Consider the following 25,772-nt stretch of genomic DNA (forward strand, 5'->3'; position numbering starts at 1 on the left):
GTTGCCGACTGCTGACTTGATATCTGATGAGTAATCAATTGAATCTTCCTTCTATAGATGCGAGCGATGTGTCGGCGAGCCTGAATGCTGGTGCTGTACTGTTAACATCCTCTTCACGCTTGGCTCTGGATTGGAAACGGCGGCTGGTTACAGAGCGTGTCGGGCTGGTGTGTGAAACACCTGAAGTGTTTGCATGGCAGGCGTGGCTTAATGCGCTGACCATGGATATCGCAGCCATGCCGGTTGCACTGAATCGTATGCAGGAGCGATGTCTGTGGGAGCAGACGATCAGCCATGATCTACCTGAAGTATCGACAGCTTCGGTGCGTGGATTGGCGGGGCATGCGATAGAGGCTTATGCCTTGATGCAGGATTTTCAGGTAGATATGGCTGAGCTGGCGTTTGGCGGTTCAGAGGCAGAAGCACTGGCGCGCTGGATAAAGGTGATGCAGTTGCATTTTAGCGATGGTGTTTATGCCGGTCGCATGTTGAGTGCCGATACAGGTTTACAATTGCTGCAACATATTGAGCAGGTAAATCAGCCTGAAACCATACTGCTGAGCGGTTTTGAGACATATTCACCGCTTCAAAAACGTCTGTTATCTGCGTTGCAAAGCTCAGGCTGCAACGTGATGCAGCTTAAGGCTGATCTCCCATCAGGTGCGACCACGCTTTTTGCTTGTAGTGATGAAATATCTGAATATCGGCATATTGCATCACGTATTAAAACCTTGTTGGAGCAAACTCCGCATCTACGCATTGCTGTGGCAACCAGTGCTGCGATTACGGATCTGTCGGCGTTAACAAGGGAGTTGGATGATGTGCTGGTGCCAACACATCGTTTGGACCCAACCGATATGACGCGCTCGATCTCTGTCAGCGGGGAGGCCTTATCTGAAACGCCGATGATCAGTCAATTGATACACGTGCTGGGGTTGGCAGGCAAATCTTCGCTCTCATTCCAGGAGTTTTCGACGCTTCTGTTTTCACCCTGGTTAAAAGATTATACCTCCGAGCGCCTGGCTCGGGCTGCGTTGGATGCAAAGTATCGTCAATATAACAGGCACAGTTTGAGTCTGAGCAGTTTGATCGACTCACCGGATGTGCGCCAGTTGCCAGCATTGCAGTCGGTGATCAGGGCTCTGATGCTTTGGGATAAGCGCAGCCGTAGTGCCAACGCATGGGTGAAAGCCGTACATGAGTTATTGAAATCAACAGGGTTTGTGCCGCAAGGGCATGAAGATGAGGAACTGCGTAGTAATCGGGACATCCGTCAGATGAATGCATTTCGGGATGTGTTGACCTCTCTGGTAGCAGTGGATGCGGTTACGTCTAACATCAGCTGGACACAGTTTTTGTCGTTGTTACGCAGAGCTTGTACCGATGTGCGGCTGGTTTCTATGGCCAAGTATAGCAATGTGGAAGTGATTCCATTGACGCAGATATCCGGCTTGCGTTTTGATCACTTGTTGGTGGCCGCACTGGACGGGGAGTCATTTCCACCAGTTTTCAGACCGCAGCCCATGCTTCCAGTTCGCGTGCAGATGAAATATGGCATGCCGATGAGCAGTGGTGCGCAGCTTTTTGAATCGGCTCAACAATTGTGGCAAGCCGTGCAGTGTGCAGCTCCCTGTGTGGAAATATCCTATGCCAAACAACGGGATGGAAAAGAGCTGTTGCCATCATCGTTTGTAGCTGACTTAGAAGAACACACAGGTGAAGCCATTATTTCCCTCATCACTGCCTTACCGATGGAGGGCATGGATGATTTATCGGTAGTGCCACTCTCTCCCGAACAGCATGTTAAAGGCGGCACATCGATTATTAAAAATCAGTCGTCCTGTCCGTTCAGGGCATTTGCCACTCATCGTTTGGGCATTGCAGCGCTGGGCGAAACATCACCTGGTATTGAAGCTAGTAGTAAGGGTTCATTGATCCATCTGGCGCTGGAATATATTTGGCAGCAATTACAAACACAGGCAACACTGGCTGCACTTGCTGATGATGCGGTGATGGAATTGATCCATGCCGCCATTTTGCATGCTTGGAATAGCACATATCTGTCGGTGGATGAGCGGACACGAAGCTTTGAGCAGAAACGCATGTCTGCTGTGTTGCGCGCGTGGCTGGAGCTGGAACTGGAGCGGCCAGATTTCAGAGTGGAGGCCATTGAACAATCTTATGTGATGCGCTTGCCTGAATTCGCGTGGCAGGGGCATGATGTGAATGCTGGTGATGCCTCTGAACGCACGCAGTTTGAGGTGAATATTAAAGCCGATCGTATGGATGTGGATGCATCGGGTCGTCGTATTTTGATTGATTATAAAACAGGAGCCAGGCAATCCACATCGAAATGGCTGCTGCATGCATCTGATGACGGGGATGCCTCTGCTGAGCGTATTGAAGAGCCTCAGTTGCCACAATATGCATTGGCTGCTGGACTGGGTGTAGATGATGCGGTGGCGTTTGCACGTGTACGTAGTAGCGACATGGCTTTTGAAGGTCTGTGTGGTGACGATATTGGCATCAAAGGTATTGCTGCTTGTGATGGCAAGCGCGGCTTACCGGATGATTGGCAGGATGTGTTGGATGATTGGAAAATGAATATCAATGTGCTGGCTACAGAGTTTGTAGAAGGGCGTTGTGATGTGTCTCCCCGCAATGCGGCAGCGTGCCAGTATTGCGGCTTTGAGGCGATTTGCAGGATAGATGAGATGCGCGTTGATCATGCGCTGGAGCACATTGATGAGCGCTGAAGTACGGCTGAAAGCACGCCATCCCGCCGGTTCTTTTCTGGTACAGGCACCGGCAGGCTCCGGTAAAACAGAACTACTCAGTCAGCGCATTTTAGCTCTGTTGGCGATTGTTGAAGAACCCGAAGAGGTGCTGGCACTTACCTTTACACGAAAAGCGGCAGCTGAAATGCGTACGCGGGTACTTGAATCACTCATGGCTGCTAAGCCGGATGCTTCAGCATTGCACAAGATGGAAAGCTGGAAACTGGCCCAACAAGTGATGCTGCGTTCAGAAGAGAAAGGGTGGCATTTAACGGCGCATCCGACCCGCCTGCGTATCATGACGCTCGATAGTTTGACCTACTCTATAGCACGGCAGCTGCCTCTGTTATCCGGTTTTGGTGATATGCCAACACCATCGGAGCATGCACAGCTGGCCTATAGGGAGGCTGCCGAGGCAGCCTTGAATGAAACTATGCGTGATTTTCCTGATGCTGCGGAAGATGTGTTGCTGCATTTGGATCATAATGCGGTAACGCTTATTGCTCTGCTGGCAGATATGTTGGGCAAACGGGAGCAGTGGCTCGATGAGATTGCCATGCATGGCCGTGATATGGACTCTTTACGCTTGATGCTGGAGCAGAATCTGGCCGATATCATGATGCATAAACTTGATGCCTGTGATGCATTGGTGCCGATCGATGTGAAAGCGGCGCTGCCCGGATTAATGCGTTTTGCCGGTGAGCAGAAAAAAGATGAGCTGCTTCAACAGATCGGTGCGTGGCCGAAGGCTTCGCTGGATCTGCTGCCACAATGGCAGTTGATTGCGAATTTTTTATTGACCGCGTCAGGCTCCGATTATCGTAAAGCCGGTGGTGTGACGGTGCGTTTGGGGTTCCCGGCTGGTAAAGCCTTTGCGAATGAGAAAGATCAATTCAAGCAACTGCTCGATACTTTGGCAGGCGGTGGTGAACAGGCATTGGCGTTGGCAACACTGCTGCATGAGATTCGCCAGATGCCTGATAGTGCGGCTATTGAGAGCACACAATGGCAGGTGCTGGAATCGTTGTTTCTATTGTTGGTTCTGGCCAATAAACATCTGCAAATATCTGTTGGTAGACAAGGGGAAGCTGATTTCACAGAAATTGCCTTGCGTGCGATGGAGGCACTTGGCGCCAATGATGCGGTGCCGGGTGATCTGTTAATGAAACTGGATTACCGCATTCATCATATTCTTGTGGATGAGTTTCAGGATACCTCGTATTTGCAAATGCATCTGTTGCAATGTCTAACGGCTGGATGGCAGGAGGGAGATGGAATACATCGCAGCCTGTTCATGGTTGGTGATCCGATGCAATCGATCTACAGATTCCGTAAAGCAGAAGTCGGTCTGTTTCTCAATGCTGCCAATAATGCGGCAGGTTTGCCGTTGGTTGAAGCCTTGCAGCTGGAGCGCAACTTTCGTTCTGCGCCGGCCATTGTAGATTGGGTGAACCGTGCTTTTCAATGCATTTTCCCTGCCGTACAGGATGTGATCTCCGGTGCCGTAGTACATGCACCTGCCGTAGCTGCATTGGCGCATGAAGGCTCTGTAAATCTGCATATTCAACATGCTAAGAATGCCGATGTAGAAGCTGAAACGGTGCGTCGTTTGGTACAGCAGGCATTGGCAACACCTTCTGCCAGGGGAGAACCACAGCGGATTGGTATTCTGGCGCGTTCGCGTAAGCATTTGCATGCCATTATGCAATCTTTGCAGCTTGCAGGAATTGCCTTTCGCGCCATCAATATTTTACCGCTGCATGCCAGGCCTGAAGTGCGTTTGTTGCGGGCCTTATTGCGGGCGCTGCTGCATCCGGCTGATCGCGAATCATGGGCTACGATTCTCAGAGCGCCATGCTGTGGTCTGGAAAGTTATGATATGGCGGTGTTGCTTGCTGGTCATGATCAGCCTGTCTGGTCGTTGTTACAGGATGATGATCTGTTTCAGCAATTAAGCATGGATGCACAGGTGCGCATTAGATCTATGCGCACCATTCTGGAACCATGTTTGGCGATGAGTGGCAAGGTGGCTGTCAGGGAACTGTTGCAAACGGCATGGTTGCGTATGTCGATGCCAGCAATGATTGATGCGTCGGCCAGTTTGAATGTGGATGCTACGCTGGCATTGATTGGGTCACTGGAGCAGGGCGGGCGTATTGATTTTGCTCAGTTGGATGAGCGACTGGAAAAACTCTATGCAACGCCGGATGCAAGCGCATCCGCAGCGCAGGTGGAGTTGATGACCATGCATGGAGCCAAAGGCTCGCAATGGGATGTGGTTATCTTACCGGGCTTGGGCAACAAGGGCGCTAATGTTGATACACCGCTGTTGGCATTCAGTGAGGTGCCTGTGGCAGGCGGAGCGATGCCGTTAATGGCGGTGAAAGCCTCAACGCGGCAGAAAGATGCGCTTTATTCCATGGTGAGCAGTGTAGAGAAGAGCAAAGACAATAATGAGCTACAGCGCCTGCTTTATGTTGCCTGCACGCGCGCTGAAACGCATTTGCATCTGCTTGGTCATGTCTCTGAGGTGAAAGGAGAAGCGACAACCGGCTCCTTGTTGCACCTTTTGTTATCTGAAGATGAGGGTTGCTTTGGTGCGCAGATGAGGAATGTCGAAGCTGGTGATCAGTCGATTGCCGGTAATCCATTGGGCTTGAAAAGGGTCAGTCATGCGTTGGATGTGTCAGCGGTGATTTCTGATGATGCAGAACAGGTGGGTATGCATGATCAGGAGGTTGAATACGTTTGGGCAGGGGCTGAGGCTGCGCCTGTGGGTAACGCAGTGCATGCAGCGTTGCAGCATATTGCGCAGCTGGGTATTGAGCACTGGTCTGATGAGCATACGCAACGGGAATTGAATATGTTGAATCGCACGCTGATTGCCGAAGGCTTATCGGGAGGTATGTTGAAGGCTGCCTCCATACGCTGTGCCGAGGGTTTGCAGCGTGTGTTAAGCAGTGAGAAGGCTCGATGGATTCTTTCAGATCGACATCAGGATGCACACGCGGAATGGGCATTGAGTTCGGAGAATGATGGTTTTATTTCGCATAATATTATTGACCGTAGCTTCATTGATGAACAGGGCATACGCTGGATTATCGATTATAAGACGGCCTCACATGAGGGCGGTAGTTTGGAAATATTTTTAAAGGAAGAGGTGAAACGCCATACTTCACAGCTGCAACGCTATGCTCTTATTTTGAAAAATAGAGAACCTAAGCGAGAGATTAGGGCGGCTCTTTATTTCCCTATGCTGGATGCATGGTCTGAGCTTGATCTCTGTAAGCTTGACCGGGATTCAGAGTGAGTTGTTGATTTCCGGCGACATGTTTTTTTGCACGAATGTTTCTTCAATATCTTTATTATCAGGGCTTTATGGGGTTTCCACAGAGGCTGTGGATAACTATGTGGATGAATGAAGGCATTGGCCTGCTTTTATTACATTTCGGTGACATGCGTTCGGAATGCTTAATTATTGGGCATTAATCTTTCATTAACTATAACAGTTGTTTATAGTATTTTACTTAAAGTGAAACATCTAAATAATTGCTTATCATCTAGATTATTCTTTAAGGCCTTGAAAAAGTGGATAATGTTGAAATGATGATTGTTTTTAAGTCGGATATGGTGTATCAAGCCAATATGATCAACAAAAAGACACCTGTGTTATTAGTGACGTTTTTTCTTGCTTTTTTACAGATGCTTACAGTGGTGGGGGCGTCTGAAGCGCGCGATGAAGAGGTCATCGAATATACTGGCATGTGCGATGCATCGGCAGCGATAGCGATTGATTCATCCACCTTTGTCGTGGCTAATGACGAAGATAATATTTTGAGATTCTATCGTCATGACGGAATTGAACACGGGCCGATACAAAGCTTCGATCTCGGACCTTTTTTAAACCTGGATGCGAAACATCCGGAAGCCGATATCGAAGCTGCAGCGCAGATTGGTAATCGTATTTACTGGATCACATCACATGCCAGAAATAAAAAGGGCAAACGTCGATCAAGTCGGTATAAGTTTTTTGCCACGCAGGTAGATGATTTGGCTGGCGAAGTTGTTGTTAGATTTGTCGGTCGGCCTTATGAGGCACTGGTTGAAGATATGATCCATGCCCCATCACTTCATCGATTTGCGCTGCGGCAGGCATCCGGCTTAGCGGCCAAACATTATGGTAGTCTGAATATTGAGGGGCTCAGTACAGCACCGAATGGAGCATTGTTGATCGCTTTTCGCAGTCCGGTTCCTGATGGCAAAGCATTGCTTATCACGTTGAAAAATCCACAAGATCTGATTATTGGGAAGGCCGCCCGTTTCGGTGATGCGGTGTTGTTACCACTGCACGGGCTTGGTATTCGCGCTATGGCATTTATGGATCACCTGAATGCCTATATGATTGTAGCTGGCGCTTTTGATGGTCGAGATGCTTTTAAATTGTTTCTCTGGTCGGGCAGATCATCGGATGAGCCGGTGTTGATCAAGGCAATAGATCTACATGGGTTGCATCCTGAGACTGTGGTTGTTTATCCGCATGAGAAGGAGCGGGTTCAGATATTAAGTGATGATGGTATGCGACGTGTGGCAGGAGGCCGCTGTAAAGATGCTGCTATCACGGCACGCAGGTTTCGAAGCATGTGGATAACGGTTAAGAAGCGCTGATTAGATATCGCTGTTCAGTATAAAAGTGCCATCACTGACTTCTTTGAGCTTAATGATTTTAGCATTACTGAGTTGATACCAGCCATCAGGTTGTAAGCCCTGAAGCAGCTCAATGATGCGCGTGCCGGAGTGATAATCACCAATCACCAAAATGTGTTGGCCTGAATTGCCAAATGTACGAATGATCTTATCCGCTGCGAATGTTGTCTGAGTGATCCCTTCATCATAACTCTGGGTATAATACCTGTAGTGGGAGTGAGCATCAGGAAAGATGAAGAAGGGTTTCATTTGCCTGTGAAGTTTAATCTTTGATCCGAATTTTAACCGGGCTGTATGTTGGATGGCTGGTTTTTTTTGCCAGCAGCACTCATCAAGGCTTGGCCATATCTCAGCAGTGCGTTTTGCTTGTTTCAGGAAAGGCAGAATGGTTTTTAGCGCGCGCTGTTGTGGGCCAACAATAATGTGATCGATGTCGAGCTGTTGCAGCTGTTTTGTAAGGCGTTGTACCTGTTGTTCTCCTGCCTTGGAAAGTGTGCGATCATTATTGATATTCGCAGTGCCAGTGGCATTGCTCATGGTTTCTGCATGGCGTACAAAATAGATCTCGGTTGCATGCGAGGTGAAGGTTTCAGCCCCGGCCTGAGTGCTTGCACAGAAAAGGGTGATGATGATCGGTAGTATTTTTAACATTAGCGTAGCTTATCCAAGAAAATAAGATCAGGCAAAAACGGATGGTTGATTCGGATGATTGCCGATAATGTTTATGACTCGACTATGGCCATGGCTGCGGCATAAGCGGAAGACCAGGCCCACTGAAAATTGAAGCCACCGAGATGGCCGGTGACATCGACCACCTCTCCAATGAAATAGAGGCCGGGGATCTTTTTGGATTCCATGCTTTTTGAAGAGAGCTCGTTGGTATCCACGCCGCCCACGGTCACTTCAGCAGTGCGATATCCTTCGGTGCCATTGGGTTTGAGTTGCCAGTCCTGCAGTAGCGAGATAATCAGTAGTAGTTGTTTTTTGTTGAGTTGACGGATTTTTGTCTCGCCCAACTCTCCGGCCATTAATAATTGTACCAGACGCTTGGGTAGTAGCTCAGATAACACCGTTGTGAGTTGTGCATCCGGGCGTTGCTCTTTTAGTGCGAGCAGGGTGTTGATGCCAAGCTTCGGCAGTAGATTGATTGTAAGCGTGTCGCCCGGTTCCCAGTATGATGAGATTTGCAGTATGGCTGGGCCTGAAAGGCCACGGTGGGTGAATAGCATCGCTTCACTGAAGGCGTGGGGGCCGCAACTGACAGTGACATCAAGCGAAATGCCTGCCAATGATTTTAAGGACTCTTTTTCCTGGCCTGTAAAGGTGAAGGGTACTAGCCCTGCAACAGGTTGATTGACGTTCAGGCCAAAGCGTTCGGCAAGCGTAATGCCAAAAGGGGTAGCGCCCATCTTGGGGATAGAGAGGCCGCCGGTGGCAATGACCAGCGATGTTGAAGTGAATGTGCCGCGATCACTCTCGACAGTGAATTGATGATTCTTTTCCGTGATGGTGTTGACCTTGGCATTGAGCTGGATGCGCACACCATATTCACGGCAGGGGGCCATGAGCATTTCCAGAATTTCTTTGGCCGAATCATCACAGAATAGCTGGCCATGTTTGCGTTCGTGGTAGGAGATCTCTGCCGCTTCAACCATGTTGATAAAATCCTGCGCGCTAAATCGGGCCAGAGCAGACTTACAAAAGTGAGGATTGGCCGAAATAAAATGATTTGGAGTGGTTAAACGGTTGGTGAAATTGCAACGTCCACCGCCGGAGATCAGGATCTTTTTTCCTACCTTGTCAGCATGATCGAGTATCAACACGGATTGCCCCATCTGCGCCGCAGTCGCTGCACACATCAATCCGGCGGCACCTGCACCAATGATAATGATGTCGTATGTGTTAGAGGTCATCGTGAAATCCATTGTGTTGTGATCTGTCTGTTTTTGGAGCGGGTGAAGGGAATCGAACCCTCGTTCTCAGCTTGGGAAGCTGCTTTACTACCATTGTAAGACACCCGCAATCTTACGCTTGTAAGATGTTTCGAATGGTGGCCTTTTTCTGTTTACTTGGAAACCATGCATCTGTTTGGAGTGGTCGCCAAAAGCAGGGGGGGGGGAATTCAGCAGTGTTACCAATATGGGGGTGAAGCAATATAGTGCAGAAATCACAACATTCACTATGGAAATGCTAATTTCTTGCAGGAGAGTAATCTTACACGGGCCATGCCCGAAGGGGGCTACACATAAAAGTGTAGCATGAAACCAACCATTTATATGGCCTGTTAGTAGCCCATCCGTGGGCTGCAAGGAAATATCGAATCATTCAACATTTCCTATACCCATGTTAAGCAATGAAGGTTTAGCTACTCAAACTCAACTGGTCTTTGAGGTTGCGTATTGACGTGAAGTGTAAAAATATCTGGTCTTGCATAATGGCCTGCGACATCGAGCGCGCGTTTTGCAATGTCAGCAAGGTTTGGATCCACATCGGCATAGAGTAGGCCCTTCTCTTGATGCATTGGACCAGCCAAAATTTCACCACCTGGCGAGATCACTACAGAATCTCCGGGGTTGATCCATTCTTCTGAAAAGGGATACAAAGTGTCTCTATTCGGAAAGTCCGTGGGTATATCACTGTTCGCCAAAACGACACCACTGCCTATAACCCAGCAACGACCTTCACGTGCAATATGCTGCAGCGATCCAATCCAGTTATCGCCACTGTCATAGGTAGGTGCAATGTAAATTTCTATACCTTGAGCGTAGAGGCTGTACCTTGCCAGAGGCATATAATTTTCCCAGCACAACAATGTACCAATCCTTCCACAAGGAGTATCAACCACTTTCAACCCGGTGCCATCTCCAAAGCCCCATACCATACGTTCAGGATTGGTTGGCATTAACTTGCGATGGCGATTAATAATATTTCCTTCTGGCCCAATAATGACGACAGTGTTGTATAGGGTTGCCTTGCTAAGGTTTCCATCTCTTTCATTAAGGCCACACACGATTGTTATTGCGTGCTTCTTTGCTATTTCGCAAAGCGGCATTAGTTGATCGGAATTGAGATCGACAGCACTGTCTAACAAACGAGCATGTAAAGACTCATTTAAATCCCAATCTCCACCAGGTCGGAGTCGCCATATCCAGGCAGGATAACCTGAAATAAACGCCTCTGGGAAAATCACCATCTCTGCGCCATTGGCTACTGCCTGGTCAATCATAAGAACAGCCTTTTCAATTGTCTTTTTACGATCTAACAGTATAGAAGATTCTTGAACGATTGCGATTTTACCCATGGCAAATACTCCTACTGAATATTTAATGCACAATATAACCAAGCTAAATAGTAGGCTATTCTCTATTGAGACTCAAATTCGCTATGTTGGGAGCTAAATGAAGACTCAGCCACCATATCCATAGCATATACAGATAGTTCGTATGTCAGCTCTCTGGATTGACGCTAATCAGTAGATTTCTCATAAGTCCGACAGGCTTCTGGAGATGCTTTTATGTGGTGGTGGCGAGATTACGCTGGCGTGACTGGAATAAGTCGCGTCGTTGTTTGATCATGTTGCAGGCGTTTCCAGCTGGCGTAGGGCATGTGCATGTCGCGGGTGGCAGCAATGGGCAGGTTGAGGGCATGGGCGATAAGCATGCGCATGCTGCCGGAGTGGCCTACCACTAGAATATGACCGTCCGTCATGTTGCTGGTGGTTTCTTGCCACCATTCTGCAATACGCTCACGCAACTCTTCTGGAGATTCTCCACCGGGAGGACGCATGCCGGTTGGGTCCTGACGCCATTGCTGGATCAACCCCGGTGAAATTTGTTCAATTTCCTCGATGGTTTTATCTTCCCATGCACCATAATGCATTTCGGCAATGCGTGGTTCGATGATGCATGGAATATCTGCACGTTTGGCCCAGTCGGTAGCCGCTGTAGCGCAGCGGGAGAGTGGGGATGTGATGATGCACTCCACCTGTTCTGACAGTGGCTGCCATACCTGATCCATTGCCAGGCGTCCTTGGCTGGTAAGCTCCGCTTCAATTTGACCGCGATATTTTATGCCGCCTTGTAGGGCGCCGTGGCGTAGCACATCGATAGTTAACATCTTATCCCCTATATTTTACAGGTGTTGTGTAGATTTAAAATCCGCTATGGTATCGACCGAACTGTAAAACAGAGCGGTATGTTATTTCAGGTGCGAAATATTGACGCATGCTGCAATGCTGGCAACTGTGGCGTTGTATAGGTTTATTTATGCTAAGTTTCGATTACAAATCAATTGCTTGCGAAGTGAGTTGTTGATTTTCGCTCCCGCCCATGGGGGCGATGATGACTTTAAAACGCATCACAATAACGCGTTGCAATGAAAGGAATGAATGATGACTGACGATTTTGACATCGAAGACAAGAAGAATATCGAAGCGATGGGTTTTGTGCGTGGCATGCTTGAATACATTGGTGAAGATGTGAACAGGGAAGGTTTGTTAGAGACTCCTGCACGTGTTTTAGCGGCGATGGGTGAACATTTCTCCGGTTATAAAGAAGATCCGCGTGAGCATCTACTGAAAACCTTTGAAGAGGTTGAGGGTTATGATGAAGTGGTGCTGGTTTCAGACATTGAAGTACATAGTCATTGCGAGCATCACATGGTTCCATTTATAGGTAAGGCGCACGTGGCTTATATTCCGCGTGATCGTGTGGTCGGCCTCTCCAAGCTCGCACGCGTGGTGAATGGTTTCGCCAAACGTTTGCAAGTGCAGGAAAAATTGACCATGCAGATTGCCAATGCCATTGAAGAGGTGTTGGATCCTAAAGGGGTGGCGGTCATTATTCAGTGTCAGCATTTCTGTATGTGTCACCGTGGGGTACATAAACCTGATTCATGGACCACAACATCGAAATTGACCGGTTCATTTTTGAAGAATCCATCCTCACGCCTGGAACTGTTTCAACTGATAGGCATGAAAAAATAGCGGGTGTTTAGAAGGGAGAAGATATTTTTCCTTTTTTTACAATGATCGGATTTTTCTGGCCTGCCTGGTAGCTTTCTATCAGAGCTTGTTGGATATCGGGCTGCTGCATCAGGTCAGAAATATTGAGATGCTGTTCAGCAATAGCCTCAATCTCAGAGAGAATGCGCATCTTATGCCACGCATGGGTAAAGCCTTCAAAGTCGAGTGTTCCATCTGTAAAAAAATCACAAGCTAGGCCGGTGGGCTCTGAATACACAATCGCATGCATCACCATTACATCATACTCATGCCGATAGGCATCCAGATCAATGGAAGCACCAAGCAATACATATAGATAGTTCAATGGCTGCTTCTTTAGCATCATCGTATGCAGGTCAACCGTAATAGATGGTTCGAAGCGCTTGCCACGAAAGTCGAAACTGATACTGGCGATAACAGTTGCTGTCTGTGTGTTGTTCATGTGTTCTCCATAGATGAAGGGTTGTTTATCGGGGTGATATCAATCAATTCTTTGGCATGCTGCAAGACAAAGTTTTTGAAAGCTTCCGGAATGGCTGCAAAACGCTTTCCGGTTCGGTGCACAATATGCCATTGGCGCATGATTGGGAAATCTTCGACATTGAGAATGTTTAATCGTTTGAGTGCCAGTTCCATCTCGATGGTGTGCAGTGATACAATGCCGAGCCCAAGTTCAGCCATCACGGCCTGTTTAATGGCTTCGGAACGGTTCATTTCCATGCCGGTAATCAGTTGCAGATCATGCTTGGCAAAGAATCGTTCAACTGCGATGCGTGTGCCTGAATCAGCCTCACGCACAATAAAGTGTTCATCGGCAACTTCTGCCAATGGAATGTGTTCGCGTTTAGCAAGAGGGTGGCTGGGCGCGGCAATGACCACAAGCGGGTTATCTATAAATGGTATGCCATTGATTTTTTTGTTTTGTGGAGGGCGTCCCATAATGACCATGTCGGTGATATTATTATCGAGTGCATCAAGCAGGCCTCTGCGATTACTTACATCAAGCGTTACCTGTGCGGCTGGAAACTCTTGATGAAAAGCGGCAATGAGTTGAGGGGCAAAATAGTTGGCGGTCGATGCCATGGTGAGGTGTAGTTTGCCGCGTTTCATGCCTTTGAGTTCTTCGATCATCTCCGATGCTTCTTCCAGTTGTTGGCGAATATTCTGGGCGTAATAGAGTAGCTCTGTACCAGTCTGAGTCGGTGTTACCCTTTTACCATCACGATCAAATAGTGGCATACCTACCTGTAACTCCATCTGTTTGATCTGCATGGAAACAGCCGGTTGCGTCATAAATAGTGATTTTGCAGCTTCAGTATAACTGAGCTTCTCTACAATCGCTTCAAGTATAGACAACTGTTTGAGTGTAATGTTCATTGTGCACCACCATAAGAAAAAGTTATGGAAGACATCATATGCTCTGATTTTACATTATGGAAGTGCTTTCTATACTTCCATCCATCGCTGAAGAGGTTTATCATCCTCCACCGCGACGGAGAGGGGCGAAAGCTTCTTTGCTCACATAATAAAACTGGAGGGAATTCCCTAATGGATCAATCGAATCGTTACGCAGACCTGAGTCTGAATGAAGCAGACCTAATCGCAGGCGGCAAGCACTTGCTTGTTGCTTATAAACTAATTCCGGCCGAAGGCTATGGTTTCCTGGAAGTTGCTGCGCATATTGCGGCTGAATCTTCTACCGGTACCAACGTAGAAGTATCTACCACCGATGATTTCACACGTAGTGTGGATGCACTGGTATATGACGTAGATGAAACTGCATTTGCTGATGGTAACAGCGTCACGGGTGGCGGTTTGATGAAGGTTGCATACCCCGTAGAACTTTTTGATCCAAACTTGATTGATGGTCATTACAATGTATCACATATGTGGTCTTTAATTCTGGGTAATAACCAGGGTATGGGCGATCATGTTGGCTTACGTATGTTGGATTTCATGGTTCCTGAATGCATGATTAAAAAATTCGATGGTCCAAGTGCTGGTATTACCGACTTGTGGAAAGTGTTGGGCCGCCCTGAAGTAGATGGTGGTTATATCTCCGGTACTATCATCAAGCCTAAATTGGGTCTGCGTCCTGATCCATTTGTTAAGGCATGTTACGAGTTCTGGCTGGGTGGCGATTTCATCAAGAATGATGAACCACAGGCCAACCAGCCTTTCTGTCCAATGGAAACTGTTATTCCTATGGTTGCAGAAACGATGGATCGTGCACAGCAGGAAACCGGTGAAGCGAAACTGTTCTCTGCCAATGCAACTGCTGATTTTCATGGTGAGTGTATCAAGCGTGGTGAATTCATCCTTGAGTCGTTTGCTAAATACGGCAACGAAAAACATGTTGCATTCCTGATCGATGGTTTTGTAACTGGTCCTGCTGGTGTAACCACTGCTCGTCGTGCATTCCCTGATACATTCTTGCACTTCCATCGTGCTGGTCACGGTGCATTAACCTCTTATAAATCACCAATGGGCATGGATCCACTGTGCTACATGAAACTTGCTCGTCTGCAGGGTGCTTCCGGTATTCATGTAGGTACTATGGGCTATGGTAAGATGGAAGGTCACGGTAAAGAAACCGTGCTGGCATACATGATCGAGCGTGATGAGTGCATGGGTCACTACTTCAACCAGAAATGGTATGGCATGAAACCTACCTGCCCAATCATCTCCGGTGGTATGAATGCACTGCGTCTGCCTGGTTTCTTCGAAAACCTTGGACATGGTAACCTCATCAATACCTGTGGTGGTGGTGCATTCGGTCATATCGATAGTCCTGCATCTGGTGGTAAGTCACTGAATCAGGCATACGATTGCTGGAAATCCGGTACTGATCCAATCGAATACGCTAAGACTCATAACGAGTTTGCACGTGCATTCGACTCATTCCCGGGCGATGCTGATAAGATCTACGGCGCTGACTGGCGTGAAAAAGTGGGCGCGCACAAATAAGCTCCGACTTTTAAGTCAACAAAATGAAAAGGCCTCTGCGAAAGCAGGGGCCTTTTTTCTTTGTGATTATTCTGCTCGCTCCTGATGCGTGATTCCTGCGTTAAAATACTTCAAACCGACGTAAACTTCGTACCTTTTCCTTGGTACTACGCGAATCAGAAATCATCTGAACAGTTACAGGGTGCTGTGGCTAAAACCACATTCCCAATTCCGGTTCATCATCTTGCTGAATACAAGTGCGTAATGTGGCTGGCACTGTTTATGCGCCATTGGATCAGGAAATACCGCTTATATCTGGAGGTCTGTTTAAGTTCGTACATAAAAACAGGTGGTTATAATGCTTTGATGAAAATGCTTCTCTTCCGTTTTCTGTTGGGATCGGCAACTGTTGCCGTTGCTATAGGAATCTTATTACCTGTTGCGGGGCGAATGTTATGAAGCTGACGCTGGCGATGGGTGTGCAATTCGATAATGGTCAACAGGCCAGTATGGTTGCGTTGAATCTTGGCCAGAACAAACAATCATCAATGCAGGCAGATCAGCGGCGAATCGAAACAACTGAAGCAATCGAGGCAGCGGTAGTTCGAGCTGACCCGGCTCAAACAGAAGTAGATCAAGGGGGAGGCAACGGCTTGCGTTTCAATCCACCCTCAACCATGCCTGATAGAAAGAGCGACCCTCTATTTTTCCTTACCTATAATTTTAACGGTTTAAACGATACGCTGGTGTTTGAGCACAGCTTGGTGGATATCTATGCCTAACGGTCGGATGAAAAAACAGAAATGGAGCGAATACCATAATCACCACCGCGATTGCTCATGATTAAGCCGTTGAACGAATCGCGATAATTTTTGTCGCGCGCTTGAATCAAGCGGCGTCCATCGAGTGAAACAGTCATTAAACCATCAGCGCTGCGTTGCCAGTCAATTTTATGCATATTTCCATCTTCTAACAGCTTGCCGGTATCGTAAATATCAATCACGGCAGATCTGTTGCGTTGATAGCGAAGCAGTTTTAATGCTGGCCGCGTACCGGCTTGATACATCAGTCGATAACCAGACTCCAGGTTTTGCCTTTGGTAAGGGCCAAATTCAAAGCTACCATGCTGCTTACCCCGGCCCAGCGCTGATATCTTTATAGTGATGGAAAAAGCATTGCTGATACTGACCGCTGTGGATAGATCAGCACGTAAATGCTGGGGGGCCGTTGGTTGAGCTTGTTGGCGTGGTCTGTTGTTGCCAAGAATCATACCGATGATGGCTGCTTCAGGAGAACTATTGAGTTGCGTTTGTGGCTGTGCTGTTTGGGGATTTAACACACTGCGTAGCCCAATACTGCGTGTCACCCAAAAATCATCGGAGCTGTTATGCCAAACAGGATTACGCAAGAAATCGCCGTCGCGAAAATTATCAAACAATACCTGTCTATCCCATGGTTGATCATAGCGTGCGCTTAAATCGCGCAACTGATCGATCAGGCGATAGTTGGCAGATCGATCACGTTCAGCCTGGTCTGTAAGTATTTTAAGCTCATTTACCAACTTTTGTGTTGTGGCATTACCTGCTTTAGGTTGAGCCAGAATGGTAGTTGGAGAGATGAGAGCAAGAGAGAAAAAAATGTAAAGAAGTTTCATGTCTGACTCCTGATGAATGGGTGTCTTTTACTTATAACAGTGGCCATTGCATGCCTTTTTAAAAAAAGATGGTAACACTATCTGGCTTGCGTTGAAATCAGTCTGCAGAGATGCTGGAAACGTGAAGCAAGCGGAGGTGGAAGAAATTGTGCTCAGGCTTATAGTTGCGTAGCTATCAGAAACAGGGGAACGAAGCGGGAGTTTCAACATGACAGATGTGCAGAATAATGGGTTGTTATCAATAGCAGCATTGATGGAAAGTAGTGGTGCGAAGTTCGGTACCAGTGGTGCGCGCGGCTTGGCTGCCGATATGACCGACCGGGTCTGTTATGCCTATACGTTGGCGTTTTTACAGGCGCTTGAGAGCAGTGGCGATATTAAGAAGGGCGCACGCGTTGCCATTGCCGGAGACTTTCGTCCCAGTTCACCACGCATCATGGCTGCAGTGGCCTTGGCAGCCCATGATGCTGGCTGCGAACCTGTCAATTGCGGTTTTATTCCCACACCGGCAGTGGCCAGTTATGCCATGCATCGAAATGCGGCATCGATTATGGTGACAGGTAGCCATATTCCTGATGATCGCAATGGTATTAAATTTTATAAACCAGCTGGTGAAATTCTCAAAAGTGATGAGCAGGCGATGACTGCACGCAGTGTATCGATACCAGCGGGTCTGTTTGATGACGATGGAAATGCGCTTGTTCAGTCACTGTTGCCATCTGTGTTGGATGTTGCTGAGCGCGAATTTGTGCAGCGTTATGTCGATTTTTTTCCGGAAAACTGTCTCTCAGGTCGCAAGGTTGGTGTGTATCAGCACTCCACTGTAGCGCGTGATGTGATGGTAGAGATTCTGCAGGGGCTGGGCGCAGAGGTTGCCTGTCTGGGTCGTTCAATAAAATTTATTCCGGTGGATACAGAAGCTATTCGTCCTGAAGATGTAAAGCTTGCCGCTGATTGGGCCAAAGAATATGACTTTGATTGTATTGTATCTGCCGATGGTGATGGTGATCGGCCGCTGGTCAGTGATGAAAATGGCATCTGGTTGCGTGGTGATGTGGCTGGTGTGTTGTGTGCCAAATATTTGCAGGCCAGTTGTGTGGCGACACCAGTGAGCTGCAATAGCGCAGTCGAAAAGTCCGGCTGGTTTAAGCGCGTGGACCGTACCCGTATTGGCTCTCCTTTTGTTATTGCGGCGATGAACGAAGCGATTGCAGATGGTGCCAGCAGCGTGGTTGGTTATGAAGCCAATGGTGGTTTTCTTACGGCTACCGATATTGCATTGAATGGCCGTATTTTGCCTGCTTTGCCTACCCGTGATGCAGTCATTGTGCCATTAGCCATTTTGATGTTGGCACAGGAGTATAATCTTACTATTTCAGCACTGCTGGAGACATTGCCACAGCGTTTTACCTATAGTGATCGTTTGAAAGAATTTCCAACTGCGTTGAGTCAATCGCGATTGAGTGCCCTCAATACCGGTGATACAGCACGTGATATTGCTGCGGCAGAAGCGTTGTTGGGTGCAGCTTTTGGTTCGGTCGTGGCTATTGATAATACAGATGGTGTGCGTGTTACGTTTGAAAGTGCAGAAGTTGCTCATTTGCGTCCATCCGGAAATGCACCTGAACTGCGTTGTTACAATGAGGCTGCCAGTGATGCACGTGCTGTTGAAATGAATAGAATCTGTATGGATATCCTGGAAAGTTGGCGGTAACGACTTAACAAGGATCGACTTCTGATCCTCATATTAATAATGAGGGCGAATTGTCCTGCTAGGTGATCGTTTTTGTCGATGCATATTTTGTGGTATCTATAGCAGTTCAGTTTCTTCTTGTTTCTTATCTTCTGTTTGCTCTTCTTCAGTTTCTTCTTGTTTGTTGAAATGAATGATTATACCGATAATGGTGGAAATAAGCCCCAGTGTTAATACGACGGTTGCAGACGGTGGCAGGTCGAGAAAATGGGCTGTGAGTGTGCCGACTACACTGGCAAGGGCTGCCAGGGCAGTAGCTTGCCATATCGGGCCGTTGTGACCATTGCGCCATACGGATAGGGCGGGCATGACCAGGTAAGCGAATACGAGCAATACACCGATAGCATGAATGGCTGGCACGATGATCAGGCTTAATCCGGCAGAGAAACGTAAACGACCATGATAGGTGTTGCTGTGTGGTGTTAAAGCCAGAGCCAATCCAACGGCTGAAAATGCTACGAGTATTCCAATACCTTCCCAGTTTACGCCTAGAATACTGCCGAACATCAGCTCCATCAATTGCCCTTCACCATACGGTAGCAGGGATAGTAGAACCATGCCAAGAGAGGCTGCAAAGGCATACACTGCACCCATGACAGCCTCTTTGGGTAAGATGGTATCTTCATCCATGGTTGCCATCAGCGCTACGGCAATAGCAGTGGTGATGATGGCGATGAATATGCCAGGCATATGCAGAGCCATGCCGAGCGCATAACCTGTTGCTGCAACCTGCGCCAGAGCCAAATCAACAAATACAATACGTCGTTCCAGTACCCTCTGCCCCAATACGGGTAGGCTGATAGCAATCACCAGCGTGGCTATTAATACTGTTAATAAAATCATTGGCTCCACCTCGCGATACGTTCAATCATTCTATCAAACATACCGATATATCCTTTTGCCCCGAATCCTGCGACCGAATCGGGTAATACCATCAGACGAATACCTGCGGCATCGGCTATGCGTTGGGCAATCGCTTTGCTATTGTATGGTTCAACCCAGATGAGTTTCACCTTCTTTTGACGAATAATATCGACCAGGTTATCCAGGTGGCGTGTGGATGGTTCGATGCCTGATTTAGGTTCAACGAACCCAGCTAGTTCAATATTCATGGATTTCATGAAATACACATAGGTGCTGTGGTAGGTAATGATGGCGCCGGTGTGCAGATCCATATAATCACGCCAGCGCGGTAATGCGCCTCGAATAGCCGTGACAAATGCGTCAACTCTTTGTTGATATCGCTCAGCATTGACCGGATCTATCTCACTCATACGAATAGCCAGTGCTAATGCCACTTTGATGCCAAGCTCCGGATCAAGCCACCAGTAAGGGTTTGTATCTGAAGACCATTGCTCCATGGTGTCGCTGGTCATACCGCGTGGTACACCAATGGCTTCAATGGCATCATCGCCGCTGAAATAGCCTTGCATGCCAGGTGTTACCTTTGGGTTTTTAGACAGATGGATCAGGGTACTCAACCAGGATGATTCAAGACCAAAACCTACAGAGAAAAGTAAATCTGCTCTTGAGAGATTACGAATATGACTGGGGCGAATGAAGAATATGTTGGGGTTTTGCCCTACCAACACTAATGATTGTACTTCTACATCAATACCACCGATAGCCTCAGCAATTTGTGCCAGTGCTGGCATGGTGGCAATAATAACCGGCTTACTACCTGCGTGGGCAGAGGGTGTGATGCACATCCATATGATGAATGCAGCGACTAACCCTGTTGTAGATTGTTTACTACGCATGTGAAACCACCAATGAAGTTGTATGAAGAGTAATAAAGAAGTTGTTAGCAGATTCAATGCCAATTTATATAAAATGTTAAATACATCAGTAAATTTGATGATAGCCATAATTATTATAATCATGATTTTTTCTGCGCTGGGGTTAGACTGAGTCCCAACAATTTCAGGAGGCGAAACGATGACCACCGATAATGAGCAGTACAACATTAAACAAGAGCCATTCTATCAGGCTCAGAACGAAGAGATCGAGCTATATGAGGCTGCTTATGCGGCCCGTTTGCCGGTGATGGTGAAAGGCCCGACGGGCTGTGGTAAATCACGTTTTGTTGAATATATGGCATGGAAGCTGGATAAGCCATTGATCACTGTGGCCTGTAATGAAGACATGACTGCATCTGATCTGGTTGGTCGTTATCTGCTTGATGCCAATGGCACGCGTTGGCTTGATGGGCCGTTGACTACTGCTGCACGCATTGGTGCTATTTGTTACCTTGATGAGATCGTGGAAGCGCGTCAGGACACGACTGTTGTAATCCATCCGTTGACCGATCATCGTCGCACGCTGCCGTTGGATAAAAAAGGTGAGTTGGTTGAAGCGCACCCTGATTTCCAGCTGGTGATCTCTTATAACCCGGGTTATCAGACCTTGATGAAAGATCTGAAACAATCGACCAAACAGCGTTTTGCAGCGTTTGAATTTGATTATCCAACTGCGGCAGTGGAAACAGACATTGTGGCCAAAGAAACCGGTATTGATGCTGAATTGGCGGCTAAACTGGTTCAGATTGGTGGAACAGCCCGTAACCTAAAAGGACATGGTCTGGATGAAGGTATTTCTACCCGTCTACTTACTTATGCAGCGACCTTGATAAAAGGTGGTATTAACGCGCGTTCTGCCTGCCGTATGGCACTGGTTCGCCCAATTACAGATGATGCTGATATCCGTGATACCTTGGATCATGCGATTGATGCCACATTTGGCTGATCGTATTGTGCGTCCGTACATGGGCGCGATGATGACTTTTTACAAAGTGGTCAGTATTGAATACGTGTTACAGTGATCTGTTGAGGTTTAACTAAACAATGTGGAGTAAGAACTCCAGGGTGGTCAATCATGGGTGAATCGTTAAGAGCCATGGATGTAAAAGTCTATTGGCAGCGCTTGAACTGTAATTTTGCTCAAGCCGATAAAATTTTTGATGAGTGCATGGTCGAGGCGAAAGCACTGCTTTCCAAGCAGGGACTGGTCAGTTATATCGAAAATGCACGTTTTCTTGGCAAGATGGGCCGTGGCCCTGAACCGTTGCTGGTATATTTGGAAGAAGCGCCTTTGGTGGCGGGACAGGTGGGTGAAGAGGTTCTGGAAGATCTGCGTGAATTTGCGCATTACATGTCCACGCATACAAATTTCAAAGCGATGGTGCCTTTTTTGCAAACCAGTGGTGCAGTCGCTAAGCGTTTGAAAAATTATACCTCATTTAAACGGTATATAGAGATTCTGCGTGAAATGATGGATCAAACGTCTGTATCTGTGCAGGGGCATCACACCACCTTCCCCAGCCCTGGTTTGCCGGATATGCTGAAACAATCACCCATACTATTACGTGAATTGTCACTGGAAGGATATAAGAACTGGGTCGATTACGGTGTGAAATATTATAGTACGCATCCGGGACGTCAGGTCGATTTTTTCTCCCTGCAATCTGCCGATTCACATGCGGTGATGCAGCGTGAGCGTCATGGAACACTGTTGGTAGACAGCGAGCGTAAGCTTGATGCTTTTCTACGCGGCCTTTGGCAGGACTCGGACTATCTGGTGCCGTACTCGCTCATCTTTGATGAGTTGCGTAAACCCATGCCGTACTACGATGATCATGGTATCCGGTTGCCGGATGTCTATGATGATGATCGTGGTGTTTCCGGTATCGATCGTTATCGAGCCACGCTGGCGCATATGGCGGCGCATCGGCGCTGGAGCCAAAAGATGGTTGTTGATAACTGGAGTCCGTTTCAGCGTATTGGTGTTGAGACCTTTGAGGATGCCCGCGTCGATTATCTGGCGTGTAAACGTTTTCCGGGTCTGAAAAAAACATTAATAGCACTGCATCCTGAACCCAAACAGGAAGATCTGGCAGTAGAAGGGATGTCGTTAATTCCACTGCGTCTGGCTATTGCTTCCAGAGGCATGCTTGATCCCGATTACAAGATCGAAGATGCCGATATTCGTGAGTTTGTTCAGCGCTTTTATGATGCGATGAAAGATGGTGAATCCAGTAGCAGAGATGTGGCGATGATTGCGCTCTCTTTTATTGCCCGCACCCGCAGACAGACCGATGCGTTGCCAGACACATATTTTGAGAACACTGAAGTAGATTATCGGGATGATAATCGTCATCTGTGGATCTATATTGAACAGGGTGATGATGAAGAGACGACCTTTGAACATTTGGATAAACGTCAGACCGAGGATGAACATGAAGGTCTTCCACCACGCCATTATCACGAGTGGGATTATAACGCGCAACATTATCGTCCGGATTGGGTCAGCGTGTATGAAGCGCTGCAACCGCGAGGCAATGCGGCTGTTATTGACAACCTGCTTGCCAAAAACAGTGCGACAGCCAAACGTCTGAAAGCGATTCTGGATATGCTTAAACCACAGGATCGCGTGCGCGTGCGCTATCAGGAAGATGGTTCGGAGCTGGATCTGGATGTGGCTATTCGCTCGTTGATTGATTTCAAGGGCGGGGCAGCACCTGACCCTCGCGTGAATATGTCGCATAAAACGGATGGCCGTAATGTGGCTGTTTCACTGGTGTTGGATCTATCACAATCGTTGAGCGAAAAAGCAGCCGGTAGTAATCAGACCATTTTGGAACTCTCTCAAGAGGCCGTATCACTATTGGCTTGGACGATTGATCAGGTTGGGGACAAATTCGCAATCTCAGGCTTTAATTCCAATACGCGCCACGATGTGCGTTTTTATCATATCAAGGGGTATTCTGAAGAGTGGGGCGAAGATTCGAAATCACGTCTGGCTTCTATGGAACCAAGTTATTCTACCCGAATGGGTGCTGCTATGCGCCATGCGGCGCATTATCTCAAAGCCCAGCAAGCGGATAAGAAGCTCATGTTGATTCTTACCGATGGTGAGCCTGCTGATATTGATGTGGATGATGATCAGTTGTTGATTCAGGATGCGCGTCAGGCGGTTAAAGAACTGGATCAGGATGGTGTATATACGTATTGCATCAACCTTGACCCTAAAGCGGATGAATACGTGGCGGATATTTTTGGTAGTCAATATAGCATTATTGATCATGTCGATCGTTTACCGGAAAAATTGCCTGAGGTGTTTATTTCGCTAACCAAGTAACAAGTAGCTGATTAATGATTCAGTCGCATATAATGCCGCCCTGTAATGGGGCGGTATTTTTTTGCCGTATCCATCACACAGGGCACGTTGGCCGGCGGAAAGAATGTCCTCTTAAAAGCGGAAAAAAATTCCCCGAGGAACATTATTCCTGAGCATGTAGTCTTGTAAGTGATTGAAATAAAAGCATAAAACATAGAGGTGTTCACTGGCCGCTATCTTGCATTAGTACAAGCAGGCAAGCAGTAGTTCAGGAGTACATTATGCAATTAGGTTATTTAATGGCCGGTGTCGCAGGCGACATGGCACAGCAGAAGCTGGATACCATCAGTAACAATCTCGCCAATGTGAATACGGCCGGATATATGGAAGATCGCACCTCTTTTGCATCGCAGTTTTCTAATGCGATGGGACGTGTAGGAGATCCAGAACAAACATCCGCCGCCTTTTTATCCATGAATAAACAATATGTGAGCACACAAGCTGGCTCTGTACATCATACCGGTTCTGATTTCGACTTTGCCATCAATGGCAATGCCTATTTTCGTGTCCAACTGGCGGATGGTTCAGTGGCGTTAAGTAGGGCTGGCAATTTTAAAATGGATGCCGACGGCAATCTGCTTACGCAAGGTAATCTGGCTGTGTTGGATAAATCAGATTCGCCGATTACGTTGCCTGTTGGCGCGATGAGTGCGACTAAAGACGGCACTATTTATGTGAATGGCAACGCTACTGCGGAATTAGGATTGTCCATGCTGCGTGATGAACGCCTTATCACAAAGGGTGAAGGTGTGATTATCAAAACAGATAAGGAAAATATGATTGAAGCCGATAAAACGGTATCGATACATCATGGTTCATTAGAAAATTCTAACGTGAATGCTGTGTTATCGATGGTAAGTATGATCGACACCATGCGAAATTATCAATCCACGATGAAAATTGTAGAACAATATAATCAACAGGCCGGCCTGCTTAACGACAGAGTCGGTGTGGTTCAGTAGGAGTTTATTATGATGCGAGCATTATGGACGGCGGCAACAGGCATGTCGGCACAGAGTCTCAATGTGGATGTGATATCCAATAATATTTCAAATGTGAATACAACTGGTTTTAAGCGTGGACGGGCTAACTTTCAGGATCTGATGTATCAACAGATCAAATCGCCGGGTTCCGAGGCAAGTTCTGCCGGTACGCAGCTACCAACAGGTATTCAGGTTGGGTTGGGTGTGAGAGCGGCCAGTGTCGATAGTATTTTCACAGAGGGTAGTTTTCAGCAAACCAACAATCCATTGGATCTCACCATTCAGGGGCGTGGTTTTTTTCAGATTCAATTGCCCAATGGTGATACCGCCTATACACGTGATGGGAAATTCAGTGTGGATTCAACCGGTCAGATTGTGACTCAGAATGGCGATCTGGTGCAGCCGGGTATTACCGTGCCGGCGGATGCCCAGGCAGTACAGATTTCACAGGATGGCACAGTCTCTGCAGTGCAGGCTGGAGGTGTTCAGTCTGTATTGGGGCAAGTTCAGATTGCCGACTTTATCAATCCAGCCGGGCTTACCCATTTGGGTTCAAATCTTTTTCAACCCAGTAATTCATCCGGTGAAGCGGTAATCGGTAACCCGGCTGAAAATGGTCTTGGTTCGATTGGTCAGGGTATGTTGGAGATGTCCAATGTTAGTATGGTTGAAGAGATGGTGAATTTGATTGCAGGTCAACGTGCGTATGAAATGAATTCCAAGGCGATTCAGGCAGCTGATGAAATGCTGCAGACCGCCAACAGCATCAGGAGGTAAG

Annotated in this window: 21 protein-coding genes and 1 tRNA gene; 12 read left to right on the top strand and 10 right to left on the bottom strand. The window is 47.5% G+C overall.

All coding sequences use genetic code 11. The features are described from left to right. The first annotated feature begins 26 nt into the window (after positions 1-26). The 3 genes from D8Y20_RS01475 (at position 27) to D8Y20_RS01485 (ending at position 7,442) form a co-directional block, all read left to right on the top strand. Entirely contained in the window at positions 27-2,756 is a 2,730-nt protein-coding gene (locus D8Y20_RS01475) for a PD-(D/E)XK nuclease family protein (protein ID WP_201265493.1), read from the top strand. Then, a complete protein-coding gene (locus D8Y20_RS01480) occupies positions 2,746-6,087 on the top strand; it encodes an exodeoxyribonuclease V subunit beta (RefSeq protein WP_121541254.1) in 3,342 nt (1,113 codons plus the stop codon). Before D8Y20_RS01475 ends, D8Y20_RS01480 begins: the two co-directional genes overlap by 11 nt. A 293-nt stretch (positions 6,088-6,380) precedes the next feature. Beyond that, the gene (locus D8Y20_RS01485) at positions 6,381-7,442 is read left to right on the top strand and encodes a DUF3616 domain-containing protein (protein WP_121541255.1); all 1,062 of its coding nucleotides are present in this window, start codon (positions 6,381-6,383) and stop codon (positions 7,440-7,442) included. Here D8Y20_RS01485 and D8Y20_RS01490 read toward each other — a convergent pair whose 3' ends face one another. From D8Y20_RS01490 to D8Y20_RS01510, 5 genes are all read right to left on the bottom strand, one after another. After that, on the bottom strand, positions 7,443-8,132 hold the full coding sequence (locus D8Y20_RS01490; protein ID WP_121541256.1) for a histidine phosphatase family protein: 690 nt from the start codon (positions 8,130-8,132) through the stop codon (positions 7,443-7,445). 71 nt (positions 8,133-8,203) lie between these two features. Then, a complete protein-coding gene (locus D8Y20_RS01495; protein WP_121541257.1) occupies positions 8,204-9,394 on the bottom strand; it encodes an NAD(P)/FAD-dependent oxidoreductase in 1,191 nt (396 codons plus the stop codon). 34 nt (positions 9,395-9,428) lie between these two features. Then, positions 9,429-9,502 (bottom strand) — tRNA-Gly (locus tag D8Y20_RS01500). Between the two features lie 344 nt (positions 9,503-9,846). Continuing rightward, positions 9,847-10,782 (bottom strand): carbon-nitrogen hydrolase family protein, encoded by a 936-nt coding sequence (locus D8Y20_RS01505; RefSeq protein ID WP_121541258.1) that lies wholly within the window; start codon positions 10,780-10,782, stop codon positions 9,847-9,849. Between the two features lie 230 nt (positions 10,783-11,012). Next, positions 11,013-11,597 (bottom strand): histidine phosphatase family protein, encoded by a 585-nt coding sequence (locus D8Y20_RS01510; RefSeq protein WP_121541259.1) that lies wholly within the window; start codon positions 11,595-11,597, stop codon positions 11,013-11,015. Positions 11,598-11,871: 274 nt separating this feature from the next. Here D8Y20_RS01510 and folE point away from each other — a divergent pair, with 274 nt between their 5' ends. Then, complete coding sequence (folE, locus tag D8Y20_RS01515) at positions 11,872-12,465, top strand: GTP cyclohydrolase I FolE (protein WP_121541260.1); 594 nt, start codon at positions 11,872-11,874, stop codon at positions 12,463-12,465. Positions 12,466-12,472: 7 nt separating this feature from the next. Here folE and D8Y20_RS01520 read toward each other — a convergent pair whose 3' ends face one another. Beyond that, positions 12,473-12,925: a hypothetical protein gene (locus D8Y20_RS01520; protein ID WP_121541261.1), complete on the bottom strand. Its 453-nt coding sequence runs from the start codon at positions 12,923-12,925 to the stop codon at positions 12,473-12,475. Next, positions 12,922-13,860 (bottom strand): LysR family transcriptional regulator, encoded by a 939-nt coding sequence (locus tag D8Y20_RS01525; RefSeq protein ID WP_121541262.1) that lies wholly within the window; start codon positions 13,858-13,860, stop codon positions 12,922-12,924. The genes D8Y20_RS01520 and D8Y20_RS01525 overlap by 4 nt, the downstream gene beginning before the upstream one ends. 171 nt (positions 13,861-14,031) lie before the next feature. On the opposite strand from D8Y20_RS01525, the gene D8Y20_RS01530 reads away from it, so the two are divergent. The 3 genes from D8Y20_RS01530 (at position 14,032) to D8Y20_RS01540 (ending at position 16,211) form a co-directional block, all read left to right on the top strand. Beyond that, positions 14,032-15,450 (top strand): ribulose-bisphosphate carboxylase, encoded by a 1,419-nt coding sequence (locus tag D8Y20_RS01530; protein WP_121541263.1) that lies wholly within the window; start codon positions 14,032-14,034, stop codon positions 15,448-15,450. A gap of 84 nt (positions 15,451-15,534) precedes the next feature. Further along, complete coding sequence (locus D8Y20_RS01535; protein WP_121541264.1) at positions 15,535-15,888, top strand: hypothetical protein; 354 nt, start codon at positions 15,535-15,537, stop codon at positions 15,886-15,888. Further along, the gene (locus D8Y20_RS01540; protein ID WP_121541265.1) at positions 15,885-16,211 is read left to right on the top strand and encodes a hypothetical protein; all 327 of its coding nucleotides are present in this window, start codon (positions 15,885-15,887) and stop codon (positions 16,209-16,211) included. Before D8Y20_RS01535 ends, D8Y20_RS01540 begins: the two co-directional genes overlap by 4 nt. Here the strand turns inward: D8Y20_RS01540 and D8Y20_RS01545 are convergent. Next, a complete protein-coding gene (locus D8Y20_RS01545; protein ID WP_121541266.1) occupies positions 16,208-17,083 on the bottom strand; it encodes a hypothetical protein in 876 nt (291 codons plus the stop codon). The genes D8Y20_RS01540 and D8Y20_RS01545 overlap by 4 nt on opposite strands. Before the next feature lie 208 nt (positions 17,084-17,291). Here D8Y20_RS01545 and D8Y20_RS01550 point away from each other — a divergent pair, with 208 nt between their 5' ends. Next, entirely contained in the window at positions 17,292-18,797 is a 1,506-nt protein-coding gene (locus D8Y20_RS01550; protein WP_121541267.1) for a phosphomannomutase, read from the top strand. Positions 18,798-18,893: 96 nt separating this feature from the next. Here the strand turns inward: D8Y20_RS01550 and D8Y20_RS01555 are convergent, their stop codons facing one another. Both D8Y20_RS01555 and D8Y20_RS01560 read right to left on the bottom strand, forming a co-directional pair. After that, the gene (locus D8Y20_RS01555; protein ID WP_121541268.1) at positions 18,894-19,679 is read right to left on the bottom strand and encodes a metal ABC transporter permease; all 786 of its coding nucleotides are present in this window, start codon (positions 19,677-19,679) and stop codon (positions 18,894-18,896) included. After that, entirely contained in the window at positions 19,676-20,596 is a 921-nt protein-coding gene (locus D8Y20_RS01560; protein WP_161957555.1) for a metal ABC transporter substrate-binding protein, read from the bottom strand. Before D8Y20_RS01560 ends, D8Y20_RS01555 begins: the two co-directional genes overlap by 4 nt. 178 nt (positions 20,597-20,774) lie before the next feature. Between D8Y20_RS01560 and D8Y20_RS01565 the strand changes: the two genes are divergently transcribed. From D8Y20_RS01565 to flgG, 4 genes are all read left to right on the top strand, one after another. Continuing rightward, the gene (locus D8Y20_RS01565; protein WP_121541270.1) at positions 20,775-21,581 is read left to right on the top strand and encodes a CbbQ/NirQ/NorQ/GpvN family protein; all 807 of its coding nucleotides are present in this window, start codon (positions 20,775-20,777) and stop codon (positions 21,579-21,581) included. 129 nt (positions 21,582-21,710) lie between these two features. Beyond that, the gene (locus tag D8Y20_RS01570; RefSeq protein WP_121541271.1) at positions 21,711-23,972 is read left to right on the top strand and encodes a nitric oxide reductase activation protein NorD; all 2,262 of its coding nucleotides are present in this window, start codon (positions 21,711-21,713) and stop codon (positions 23,970-23,972) included. A 260-nt stretch (positions 23,973-24,232) separates the two neighbouring features. Next, positions 24,233-24,973 (top strand): flagellar hook-basal body protein, encoded by a 741-nt coding sequence (locus tag D8Y20_RS01575; RefSeq protein WP_121541272.1) that lies wholly within the window; start codon positions 24,233-24,235, stop codon positions 24,971-24,973. 9 nt (positions 24,974-24,982) lie between these two features. After that, positions 24,983-25,771, top strand: coding sequence for a flagellar basal-body rod protein FlgG (flgG, locus tag D8Y20_RS01580; protein WP_121541273.1), 789 nt, complete (start codon positions 24,983-24,985; stop codon positions 25,769-25,771). Position 25,772 lies beyond the last annotated feature (1 nt).

It is taken from the genome of Mariprofundus sp. EBB-1 (assembly GCF_003665155.1).
Taxonomy (GTDB): Bacteria; Pseudomonadota; Zetaproteobacteria; order Mariprofundales; family Mariprofundaceae; genus Mariprofundus.